The organism is Neisseria sp. P0021.S005, assembly GCF_051956955.1.
The window spans coordinates 1-9146 of the sequence record NZ_JBQCWY010000090.1 but is presented as its reverse complement, the minus strand read 5'-3'; the positions used below and the strand labels follow the sequence as shown (position 1 = coordinate 9146).

The window sequence follows — 9146 nt, the reverse complement described above, 5'->3', positions numbered from 1 at the left end:
TGACGATGGAGCAGGGCAAAAGCCTGACTGAGGCGCGTGGTGAAATTGATTATGCGGCTTCGTTTGTGCGCTGGTTTGCGGAAGAGGCGCGGCGGATTGACGGCGATGTGCTGACAAGTGTGAAAGCGTCGCAAAAACTGGTTGTACTGAAACAGCCTGTCGGCGTTACCGCTGCGATTACGCCGTGGAACTTCCCGTCTGCGATGATTGCGCGCAAGGCTGCGCCTGCTTTGGCGGTGGGCTGTGCGATGATAGTTAAACCTGCATCGCTCACGCCTTTGAGTGCGTATGCATTGGTCGTTTTGGCTTATGAAGCCGGCGTGCCGCAGGATTTGTTGCCTGTTGTCAGCGGTAGTGCTTCGGAAATCAGCCATGAATTTGCCACGAATCCGACTGTGCGCAAAATCAGCTTTACTGGCTCAACCGAAGTCGGCGCGAAGATTTTTGCCGACAGCGCGGCAGACATTAAAAAACTCAGTTTGGAACTGGGCGGCAATGCGCCGTTTATCGTGTTTGACGATGCCAATTTGGACAAAGCCGTTGAAGGCGCTCTGGCCAGCAAGTTCCGCAACAGCGGTCAGACCTGCGTCTGCACCAACCGCGTTTACGCTCAATCCGGCATTTACGACGAATTTTGCAGCAAATTAAGTGAAAAAGTGGCTGCGCTCAAATTGGGCAACGGCTTGGATGAAGGCGTCAACCAAGGGCCATTGATTGAGGAAAAAGCGGTGGAGAAAGTCGAGCAGCACATCGCCGACGCGCTCTCCAAAGGCGCGGTTTGCCTGACTGGCGGCAAACGCAGCGCGTTGGGCGGAACATTTTTTGAGCCGACTGTTTTAAGCGGCGTTACGGCGCAAATGGCGGTAGCTCGCGAGGAAACCTTCGGACCTTTGTGTCCGGTGTTCCGTTTTGAAACCGAAGCCGAAGTTATCGAGGCTGCGAACAATACGGAATACGGTTTGGCAGCTTACCTTTTTACCTCTGACACCGCCCGTCAATGGCGCGTCGGCGAAGCCTTGGAATACGGCATGGTCGGCATCAATACGGGCTTAATCAGTAATGAAGTAGCACCGTTTGGCGGCGTAAAACGCAGCGGTTTGGGACGTGAAGGCAGTAAATATGGTGTGGACGAATATTTGGAATTGAAATATTTGTGTATTGATATGGCGGAATAAGGCTGTACAGTAAAGGCCGTCTGAAATTTGGTTTTCAGACGGCCTTTGTTTTAGAGTAGATCCTGGATGGCTGAACGCTCTTCTTCCAATTCGGCCAGCGTAGCGGCGATACGTTTTTGGCTGAATTCATCCGACAAGTCCAAGCCTTGGACGATGCGGTAGCTGCCTTCGTCACAAATGACGGGGAAGCCAAAAATCAAACCTTCGGGAATGCCGTAAGAGCCGTCGGATGGAACGCCCATGGTTATCCATTTACCACTGCTGCCGAGCAACCAGTCGCGCAGGTGGTAGATGGCGGCATTGGCGGCAGAGGCAGCGGATGATGAACCGCGTGCGGCAATAATGGCGGCACCGCGTCCGGCAATTTTCGGCATGAAGACTTCGGTGTTCCAGTCGGGTTCGGTAATCATGTCTTGGACGGACTCGCCGTTGCTGGTGGCGTAGCGGTAGTCGGCGTACATAGTCGGGCTGTGGTTGCCCCAGACACACATTTGCTCGATGGAAGTAATCGGGCGGTTGATTTTTTCGGCAATTTGGCTGACGGCGCGGTGATGGTCGAGACGCATCAGGGCGGTAAAATTTTCCGGAGGGATGTCGGGTGCAGATTTCATGGCGATGTAGGCGTTGGTATTGGCCGGGTTGCCGACAACGAGGACTTTAACGTTGCGATTGGCAACTTTGTTCAACGCCGCGCCTTGTACTTTGAAAATTTCGCCATTGGCGTGCAGCAAGTCGGCGCGCTCCATGCCTTGCGTACGCGGGCGCGCTCCAATCAAGAGGGCGATGTCGGCATCTTTGAAGGCGACTTCGGGGTCGTCTGTGGCGAAGATGTCGGCAAGGAGCGGGAAGGCGCAATCCTGCATTTCCATAATCACGCCGCGCAATGCCTGTTGTGCCTGCGGCAGGTCGAGCAGCTGTAGGATAACGGGTTGGTCGCGTCCGAGCATGATGCCGCCGGCGATACGGAAGAGGGTGGCGTAGGCGATTTGGCCTGCCGCGCCGGTAACGGCAATTCGGACGGGTGGCTTGAGGGTCATATTTTTCCTTTTGAAGTCGTTGTTTTACTTGATTTTCGGATTATAGCAGTATTATGGGGAGAATGATGTAGTAAGGCCGTCTGAAATTTGATTTTCAGACGGCCTTAAGTGTTTGAAAAGATTATTCGCCGTTTTTCTTTTCGGCTTGTTCTTCGGCAGCTTCATAGGCTTCGACGATTTTTTGCACCAAAGGATGGCGGACGACGTCTTCGCTGGTGAAGGTGTGGAAATACAGGCCTTCTACATCGCGCAGTTTTTCGCGTGCATCTTTCAAGCCGGATTTGATGTTGCGCGGCAGGTCGATTTGGCTGATGTCGCCGGTAATGACTGCTTTGGCACCGAAGCCGATACGGGTCAGGAACATTTTCATTTGTTCGGGCGTAGTGTTTTGCGCTTCGTCCAAAATGACATACGCGCCATTTAAGGTGCGGCCGCGCATATAGGCCAGCGGCGCAATTTCAATCAAACCTTTTTCCATCAGTTTGGTTACACGGTCGAAACCCATCAAATCGTAAAGCGCATCGTAAAGCGGTCGCAGGTAGGGATCGACTTTTTGCGCCAAATCGCCCGGCAGGAAGCCTAATTTTTCGCCTGCTTCGACTGCTGGGCGCACCAAAACGATGCGTTCGATTTGATGTTTTTCCATGGCATCGACGGCGGCGGCAACGGCAAGATAGGTCTTACCCGTACCGGCAGGGCCTAAGCCGAACACGACATCGTGGTTGAGCAAGGCGCGGATATAGCCGTTTTGGCGCGGGGTGCGGCCGCCGATGCTGCCGCGTTTGGTGCGGAAATAGTATTGTTGGTCGTGGTGTTTCTCTTCGTGTTTTTCATCTGCGGTTTTGGCTTCAACGGCCGCTAGGCTGATGGCGTTGTCGTCTAAGTCGCCTTTTTCTGCGGCTTCGGCAAGCGACAGCAAGGCACGGCGGCCGGCGTGTGCCAGTTCGCCCATGAAGGTGAAATGTTCGAAGCGGCGGCTGATTTGGATATCAAGGGCTTTACCTAAGGCTTCGAGATTGCTGTCGAGCGCGCCGCACAGGCGTTGCAACACGGTATTGTCAATTTCTTCAAACTGCAGATGGACGGTGTGGGTCATATTGGTTTCCGTAAATAAATCTAATTTTTCCGTATTATACCCTTGTTCAGACGGCCTGCTTTATAATACGTCGCTTCTTTTTAATAAACCGTTTCAATCAAAATGAATCACACTGCTTCTCCTCAATCGGAATTTCTGCGCGGTATCAAAGAATGTTCCCCCATGCTGATCGGCTTGTTGCCGTGGGCGCTGATTTTGGGCATGCAGGGCGGGCAAAAGGGCATGAGCTGGCTGGAAATGCTGTTGATGACGGGCATGAACTTTGCCGGAGGTTCGGAATTTGCCGCAGTCAATTTGTGGGCAAATCCTTTGCCAATTATGCTGATTGCAACAGTTACGTTTATGATTAATTCGCGCCATATCCTGATGGGTGCGGCGATTGCGCCGTATATGAGGGATATGCCGCTGAAAAAGGCGATGCCCGCGCTGTTTTTTATGTGTGATGAAAGCTGGGCAATGGCATTTGCTGAAATTCAAAAGCGTAAGGCGGCAGGTTTGCCTGCATTCAATATGCCGTTTTATGCCGGCGTGTGTTTTATTTTGTATGTAACGTGGATTGGTTTTGCGGCGTTTGGCGCGGCAGTCGGCCCGATGTTCGGCGATGTGGCGGCTTGGGGCTTCGGCATGGCGTTTCCTGCGGTGTTTTTAGTGTTGCTGCGCGGTATGTGGAAGAGCTTTGCGGCTTCACGCCCTTGGTTTGTCAGCTTGATTGTGGCGTGCGCAACTTATTTGACCGTGGATGGCGCATGGTATGTTCCGGCCGGGACGTTGTCGGGCTTGTTGGCGGCGTATGTGTGGGGAGAGCAAAAATGAAGGATTTGTTGTCGCTGCAATCGTTTTTGCTGTTTTTAAGCATGTTGGCCGTTACTTATTCAACCCGATTAATCGGCTTTTTTGCATTGCGCAACCGTATGTTGAGCCGTCGCGCGCAAGTGGTGATGGAGGCTGCGCCGGGCTGCGTGTTGATTTCTGTAATTGCGCCTTATTTTGTGTCGGACAAACCGCATGAGTTGATTGCCATTGCTTTGACGGTATTGGTGGCCAGCCGGTTTTCGATGTTGGTGACGGTATTAATCGGCGTTGGCACTTCGGGCATACTCGGTTATTTGATGAAATAAAAAATTTTCAGACGGCCTTACTTGTTATAATGGCCATCTAAATTTTTTGATAAAGCAAAAACATGGCAAACCAACGACTCATCTATGGCTTTCACGCCGTCAATGCCCGTTTGTGGCAAAACCCGAAATCGATTACCGAACTCTATATCCAAGAGGGCAAATCTGATGCGCGCACCCGCGATGTATTGGATAAAGCGGCCTCTGAAAACGTACGCGTGCATTTTGCTGATGCCGACCGCCTGAATGCCATCAGCAAAGGGGCGCGTCATCAGGGCGTGGTCGGATTTATCGATGCTTCCAAAAACCATGTTCATTTGGAAGATGTGTTGGAAAACCTGAGCGAACCGCCGTTTTTGCTGGTATTAGACGGTATTACCGACCCGCACAACCTTGGCGCGTGCCTGCGTACTGCCGATGCGATGGGTGTACATGCCGTGATTGCGCCCAAAGACAAAAGCGCCGGCCTGAATGCGACCGTCAGCAAAGTTGCCTGTGGCGCGGCGGAAACTGTGCCGTATATTACCGTAACCAATCTTGCCCGTACTTTGCGTGAATTGAAAGAATACGGCATTTGGATTGTCGGCACAGACATGGGCGGCGACTCCGACCTTTACCACTGCGACCTGCCTGACAGCGTGGCTTGGGTAATGGGCAATGAAGGCGAAGGCATGCGCCGCCTGACGCGCGAGCATTGCGATATGCTGGTATCGATTCCGATGTTTGGCACGGTAGAAAGCATGAACGTTTCCGTCAGCGCGGGCATGGTATTGAGTGAAACCCGCCGTCAACGGGTGTTGAAATCGGAAAAATAAAAAGTTTAATTAAAAGGCCGTCTGAATATTTTTCAGACGGCCTTTTTCAGGTTTTATTCTTTAACCAAAGGACCTGATTTCTTTTCGCTACCGGCGGCAATGCGTACCAATTGGAGAAATTCCGATTTCAGTTCAAACGGATCGTTGCCTTGGACTTGCTGCGCCATTTTTTCGATGTCGCTCCAGCCCAGTTTGCCGTTGTATTCACCGCCGCGCAGGGCTTGGGCATAGGAAGCTGCGGCAAGGGCAAGTAGGGTGTCTTTATCGGCTTGCTCCAGCAGTTTGCTGCCAACGGGAATTGCTTGTTCCATCAACTTGCTGTCTTTTTCTCCGGGCAGTTTGTAGCGTACTTTGACAAAGGCGTATTCGTTTTTACTGCCTTTGACGGCAGGGGCTTTTTGATAGCGTGATTCGTTCAGCCAGCCGTTTTTGCCTGCCGGAATGATTTCATAGATGGCGGTCACGCTGTGGCCTGAGCCGATATCGCCCGCATCTACTTTGTCATTGTTGAAGTCTTCATTGCGCAAGGTGCGGTTGGTGTAGCCGACCAAGCGGTATTCTTTGACAGTGGCAGGATTAAATTCGACTTGGATTTTGACATCTTGCGCAACGGTGGCAAGCGTGGAAGTCAGTTGCTGCTGCAGAACTTTTTTCGCTTCTTTTTCATTGTCGATATAGCTGTAATTGCCGTCGCCTGCATCGGCAATTTGTTCCATCATGTCTTCGTTGTAATTGTCTGTACCGAAGCCTAGCGTGCTGAGTGAAACGCCGGTTTTACGTTTTTCGGCAACTATGGATTTGAGCGTCTCGGTATCAGATACGCCAACGTTAAAGTCGCCATCGGTTGCCAGCAGGATACGGTTGATGCCGTTGGGTACAAAGGCTTTTTGCGCTTCTTCGTAGGCCATGCGTAAAGCGGATTCGCCCGAAGTCGAGCCTTCGGCTTTCAGTTTGTCGATGGCCTTCAGGATGGTTTCTTTATCTGAACCTGATGTAGGCGGAAGTACCAGCTCTTCGCCTGATGAATAGGTAATCAGGGTAACTTTGTCCTGAGGACGTAATTGTTGGGTCAAGATCTGCAGCGTTTTTTGAACCAACGGAAGTTTATTTTTTTCATCCATGCTGCTGGATACGTCCACGAGGAACACAAGATTGGCAGGCGGAAGATCTTTCTTTGCCGTGTCTTGTGCTTGGATACCGATTTTGATCAGCTTGGCTTCCGGTTGCCATGGAGAATCAATGGTTTCAGTGTGAACGGCAAATGGACGGCCGTCAGTAGGCAGTGGATAGTTATAAGGGAAGTAATTGATGATTTCCTCAATTCGTACAGCATCTGTAGGCGGCTGTTCGCCGCTGTTCAGAAATCGGCGGACGTTGGCGTAGCTGCCGGTATCGACATCGATGCTGAATGTGGAAACAGGTTCTTGAGCAACGGATTTAACCGGTTGGTCAGGTTGTTCTTGGTAGCGTTCAGTGTTTTCTGTAAGAGACAGATTTTCTTCAGCAACGGCAGCAGCAGGCAATGTTGAGTCCGGTGCGCCCTGAAGATTTTCGGTTGACGAGTCTGATCGGTCGAGTGGACCGGAACACGCAGTCAAAGCCGCTAAAGTGAGTATGGAAATGGTTTTCAGGAAGAAACGGGGCATGATTTAAGCTCCTGGGAAATATCACATGCTGATTGTTAAAAGTGTTGATGGCAGTGTATTGGCAGAGTTAACGCTGGCGCTGAGTTACTTTTTTTGAATTTTAATGTGTGAATAGTGGGTTAAGTTTAAATCAGGACAAGGCGGAGTAATGCGGTACTGGTTTAAACTTAACCCACTATGTTTATGACTTGGGCAAGATTTTGTCGGGCTGAGACGATTTTGTAAAGGCCTCAGCCCCGAATTATCTTACATTAACTTTTCTTCCGGCGACGTTCGCCTGGCAGCAGCATATCTGCCCATTTGATGATGTTGGCGACTTCTGCCGGATTGAGTTCGTAGAACTGGCCGCGTTTTAGGCGGTTTGGCAGGCCGATGGGGCCGAAGCCTACGCGGACAAGGCGGCTGACGGTCAGGCCTTGGCTTTCAAAAATGCGACGTACTTCGCGGTTTCGGCCTTCTTTGATGACGACGTTATACCATTTGTTTGCCCCTTCGCCGCCTTGTTCGTAGATGCGTTCGACTTTTGCCAAACCGTCTTCGAGCATCACGCCTTCTTCGGTCAGGACGCGCATTTGTTCGGTGGTCAACTCGCCCAATACGCGTACGGCGTATTCGCGTTCGACTTCAAAGCTGGGGTGGGCAAAGCGTTGAACAAGTTCGCCTGAGGTGGTCAGGATCAAAAGGCCGCTGGTATTGATGTCCAAACGGCCGATGGCTACCCAGCGGCTGCTGGCTGCTTGCGGCAGGCGATCGAAAATGCTGACACGGCCTTGCGGGTCGTCGCGGGAAACAATTTCGCCTTCTTGTTTGTAGTAGAGGATGATGCGTGGCAGGCGGTCTGCCCATTTGAGTTTGATGATGCTGCCTTTGACGGTAACATGATCGTCGGGCGTGACTTTTTCACCCAGTTGGGCTACGCGGCCGTTGACCGTTACCCAGCCGTTGCTAATCCATTCTTCCATTTCACGACGTGAGCCGACGCCGGAAGCGGCCAGGACTTTTTGCAGGCGCTCGGGTTCGAAGCGGGAAAGGTCGCTGCGGCGTTCTTTCAAATCGCGGGCGTGCTCCATGATTTTTTGGTTTGGGTTGCGGACCACCAGTTTTTTGGCTTTGGCAGCACGTTGTTTAGGTGCGGTATTTTGAGCTTTGGGGCCGTCTGAAACTTTTTGGCCGTAAGGTTTGCCTGATGTTTTGCGCTCGTCGTCTGGACGTTTTTTATTGGCAAAGGATTTGACCGGTTTGGAAGGTTTTTTGGCGGTAGATGATACGCCGTCGCGCCATTGGCGTTTGCTGGAAGGCTGTTTGGACATGATTTTTCCTAACTCGCTTGAAAAAGCGGTTCTTCTGCGGCAGTTGCGGCAGGGGTTGGATTGGGGGAAAAGGCCGTCTGAAAATCAGATTCAGACGGCCTGCCGATGAAAGGCTGTATTGTAACTCAACCAGTAAATTTTTGTTTGAAAATCCGAAAATTATGGCGAAAGGCGTTCGCGTATCCAGTTGCCGTCAACCAGGCGGTATTGGATGCGGTCGTGCAGGCGGCTGGGGCGGCCTTGCCAGAATTCGATACGGTCGGGAATAACGAGGTATCCGCCCCAATGCGGCGGGCGGGGAACATGCAGGGGATGTTTGACACCGACGGCCGCGGCCTTGGCCACCAATACGGTTTTGCTGGAAATCACTTCGCTTTGCGCGCTTGCCCATGCGCCGATACGGCTGGTATACGGGCGGCTTTCAAAATATTCGTCCGAAGCGGCGGCATCGAGTTTTTCAATGCGTCCTTCAATGCGCACTTGGCGTTCGAGTTCCGGCCAGAAAAAAGTCATGGCGGCAAAAGGGTGTGCCGTATAGGAGCGTCCTTTACGGCTGTGGTAATTGGTAAAGAAAACAAAGCCTTTGGGGTTGACTTCTTTCAGCAGTACCATACGGCTGTTGGGCCTGCCGTCTTCGCCTACGGCGGCAACATTGACCGCTGTCGGCTCGTTGACTTCGGCGTGAATCGCTTCGTTCAGCCATTGCTCGAATTGGACAATCGGGTCGGCGTGGCATTCGGCTTCCGACAGCTCGCGTTTGCTGTAATCTTCGCGGATATTGTGCAGTTCCATGATTTTTCTCCTTAGGTTTGACTGAATCATACCCCGTTTTTTCAGACGGCCTCAAGGGCATTTGTGTATAATCGTAGCCCTTTCCAATATAGAACAATACGGAGTCCTGTCATGCAAACCGAAGTCGAACTGAAAATCTTAAATCCGAAAATGGCCGATT

The 9146-nt window shown here is 51.7% G+C and carries 9 protein-coding genes; 4 read left to right on the top strand and 5 right to left on the bottom strand.

All coding sequences use genetic code 11. The features are described from left to right. A partial coding sequence (locus ACTHUE_RS07265) for an NAD-dependent succinate-semialdehyde dehydrogenase (RefSeq protein ID WP_440423180.1) occupies nt 1-1175 on the top strand: 1175 nt, incomplete at its 5' end. A 50-nt stretch (nt 1176-1225) separates the two neighbouring features. On the opposite strand, the gene ACTHUE_RS07260 is transcribed toward ACTHUE_RS07265, so the two are convergent. Both ACTHUE_RS07260 and ACTHUE_RS07255 read right to left on the bottom strand, forming a co-directional pair. Continuing rightward, the gene (locus ACTHUE_RS07260) at nt 1226-2212 is read right to left on the bottom strand and encodes a malate dehydrogenase (protein WP_003680720.1); all 987 of its coding nucleotides are present in this window, start codon (nt 2210-2212) and stop codon (nt 1226-1228) included. Nucleotides 2213-2333: 121 nt separating this feature from the next. Continuing rightward, nucleotides 2334-3308: a PhoH family protein gene (locus ACTHUE_RS07255; RefSeq protein WP_004520317.1), complete on the bottom strand. Its 975-nt coding sequence runs from the start codon at nt 3306-3308 to the stop codon at nt 2334-2336. 102 nt (nt 3309-3410) lie between these two features. Here ACTHUE_RS07255 and ACTHUE_RS07250 point away from each other — a divergent pair, with 102 nt between their 5' ends. The 3 genes from ACTHUE_RS07250 to rlmB all read left to right on the top strand — a co-directional run bounded on the left by ACTHUE_RS07250 (nt 3411) and on the right by rlmB (nt 5238). Further along, complete coding sequence (locus tag ACTHUE_RS07250; protein ID WP_049335254.1) at nt 3411-4121, top strand: AzlC family ABC transporter permease; 711 nt, start codon at nt 3411-3413, stop codon at nt 4119-4121. Beyond that, on the top strand, nt 4118-4426 hold the full coding sequence (locus tag ACTHUE_RS07245) for an AzlD family protein (RefSeq protein WP_049335252.1): 309 nt from the start codon (nt 4118-4120) through the stop codon (nt 4424-4426). Before ACTHUE_RS07250 ends, ACTHUE_RS07245 begins: the two co-directional genes overlap by 4 nt. A 62-nt stretch (nt 4427-4488) precedes the next feature. Next, nucleotides 4489-5238: a 23S rRNA (guanosine(2251)-2'-O)-methyltransferase RlmB gene (gene rlmB, locus ACTHUE_RS07240; protein WP_004520319.1), complete on the top strand. Its 750-nt coding sequence runs from the start codon at nt 4489-4491 to the stop codon at nt 5236-5238. Nucleotides 5239-5291: 53 nt separating this feature from the next. On the opposite strand, the gene ACTHUE_RS07235 is transcribed toward rlmB, so the two are convergent. The 3 genes from ACTHUE_RS07235 to pdxH form a co-directional block, all read right to left on the bottom strand. Beyond that, entirely contained in the window at nt 5292-6884 is a 1593-nt protein-coding gene (locus tag ACTHUE_RS07235; RefSeq protein ID WP_440361115.1) for a vWA domain-containing protein, read from the bottom strand. A 251-nt stretch (nt 6885-7135) separates the two neighbouring features. Continuing rightward, complete coding sequence (locus tag ACTHUE_RS07230; protein ID WP_440361114.1) at nt 7136-8194, bottom strand: pseudouridine synthase; 1059 nt, start codon at nt 8192-8194, stop codon at nt 7136-7138. Nucleotides 8195-8353: 159 nt separating this feature from the next. Beyond that, nucleotides 8354-8986 (bottom strand): pyridoxamine 5'-phosphate oxidase, encoded by a 633-nt coding sequence (gene pdxH / locus ACTHUE_RS07225; protein ID WP_440361113.1) that lies wholly within the window; start codon nt 8984-8986, stop codon nt 8354-8356. Between the last annotated feature and the right edge of the window lie 160 nt (nt 8987-9146).